The organism is Gilliamella sp. wkB18 (assembly GCF_001690875.1).
Taxonomy (GTDB): Bacteria; Pseudomonadota; Gammaproteobacteria; order Enterobacterales; family Orbaceae; genus Gilliamella; species Gilliamella apicola_A.
The window spans coordinates 1-1,671 of record NZ_LZHM01000100.1 but is presented as its reverse complement, the minus strand read 5'-3'; the positions used below and the strand labels follow the sequence as shown (position 1 = coordinate 1,671).

Genomic DNA, 1,671 nt, shown 5'->3' with positions numbered 1-1,671 from the left:
TCTTCGGCGATGCCTAAAGTGTCTTCCAGCACGACGCCGCAGGATATCGGTTTATCCCCTTGGTATAATTGATTGGTATGTAGCACATATTTTAATTTTTGGTCTTTTAAACGGGTAAACCCATGTACCGATTCAAAATTATCAAGATGCTCATCAAAACGAAATTCCAGTACTTTGCTGTTTTCTGCTTGGTAAGTTTGATAACTACTACCAAAAATATCTTTAAACGGTACGGCTCGGTTGCCAGTTGCCTCAGACGGTGAGTCTTTGAGTTTTTGTATATCAATTTGGGTAAAACGGGATAGCGCTTGGCTATCTTGTTCTTGTAGGTAATCATCAATGGTTGTTTTCGACCAAGGTCGTGAACAATAAGCCACCCAAGCTTGCGTAAAGTTTTTATCATCAAGATTGATGAACGATGCCGGAATAGAATGGCAAGCTTTGTTACACGCTTTTGATAAAGGTCTTGGCTCGGTATTGGGCAGGTCATGGTAGTTTCTTAAACGTAGTGCCCCATCAATGCATTCATACGCATGGAGTATTCGGCTATGGATGTCGTCGCCTTTTTGTTGCATCACATACACATAACCTTTACGCAAAATACGCAGTACATAGCTATAATATTCTAATGCCTCTTCTGGCATGCGGTTTTTAAAATCTAAATTTTTAGCGTAATCGGCTAACTCTTGATAAGTGGCGTTGACTTTTTTTGTTAAACTCGACGTTGTTTTTATCACAGCCTGACGCAGTAAAAAAACCGGTAGCCCAGTTCGTTCACAGACAGGGCAAGCGCCCGATGCTTGGATTACATTTTCTAACGCAAGGTTTGCTGCTTTCTTCATCTTATATCCTTTATTGCTTGTTTTATTTGTTATTCGTTAATCGAAAGTGATGAGATTTCAAGGTGAATCTGGGCGTTAATAACGTGTTTTGAGAATGTGCTCGGCTCTTTTTGCGCTTTGGCTATTTGTTCAAGCACGTTAGGCTGCTGAGTAAATGCAGTTTGGTACCTTAAGCCATTTAATCCCCAAAATTGAATATCGTTAGCGTCAGTTAAGCCTAATTGATAAGCTTGTTCAACCAGTTGTGTTGCTTGCATAATCACCTTGTTATCAAGGGGGAGCCGTTTTTGTTCTGTATAGTATGTTCGGTTATTTGCCCATAAATTGACTAAGTTTTGAATCATTATCAAATTTTTTAAGCGATTGCCGTAATTTTCACTCCAACTTTCGGCAATATTGGCGGTGTCATCGGCGGTAAAACGGATAAACTGCCCACCATGAATCGATGGGTAGTAGTAGTTTGCAATTTGGGTTAATTGTGATTTTAGCCATGCGTTGTCTTCTTTGCTCGCTACTTCTTGCAGAAATTGCATTCGAAATGGTTCAAAAAAGGGGTAATAACGCCGATGCAATGCATTGGCAATGGTATTGCCAATATTGATTAGTTGTTTTGCCAGTACCGATGGTTTAAGGTCTGTAACAATATAAGCACAAATATAACGCTTTGACTCAAAACATTCGTTTGCTGCTTCAAAGCCAATTCTATCCAATATTGGGCTTTCTAAAAATTCATCGGGTTCGGCAAGTTTAACCAGTGTTGGGCAGACGCTTGGGTCATAATCTAAATCCGAACGTAAAACTTGCGTGAGTTTTTTTTCGCTAAATGGGT

2 protein-coding genes are annotated in these 1,671 nt (G+C 39.8%); both read right to left on the bottom strand.

What is annotated here, in order from left to right; genetic code table 11:
• On the bottom strand, positions 1 to 842 hold an 842-nt coding region (locus A9G48_RS10450), incomplete at its 3' end, for a toxin VasX (protein ID WP_218057759.1).
• A 29-nt stretch (positions 843 to 871) separates the two neighbouring features.
• Positions 872 to 1,671, bottom strand: an 800-nt coding sequence (locus A9G48_RS11715) for a hypothetical protein (protein WP_065576143.1), incomplete at its 5' end; no start/stop codon positions are given.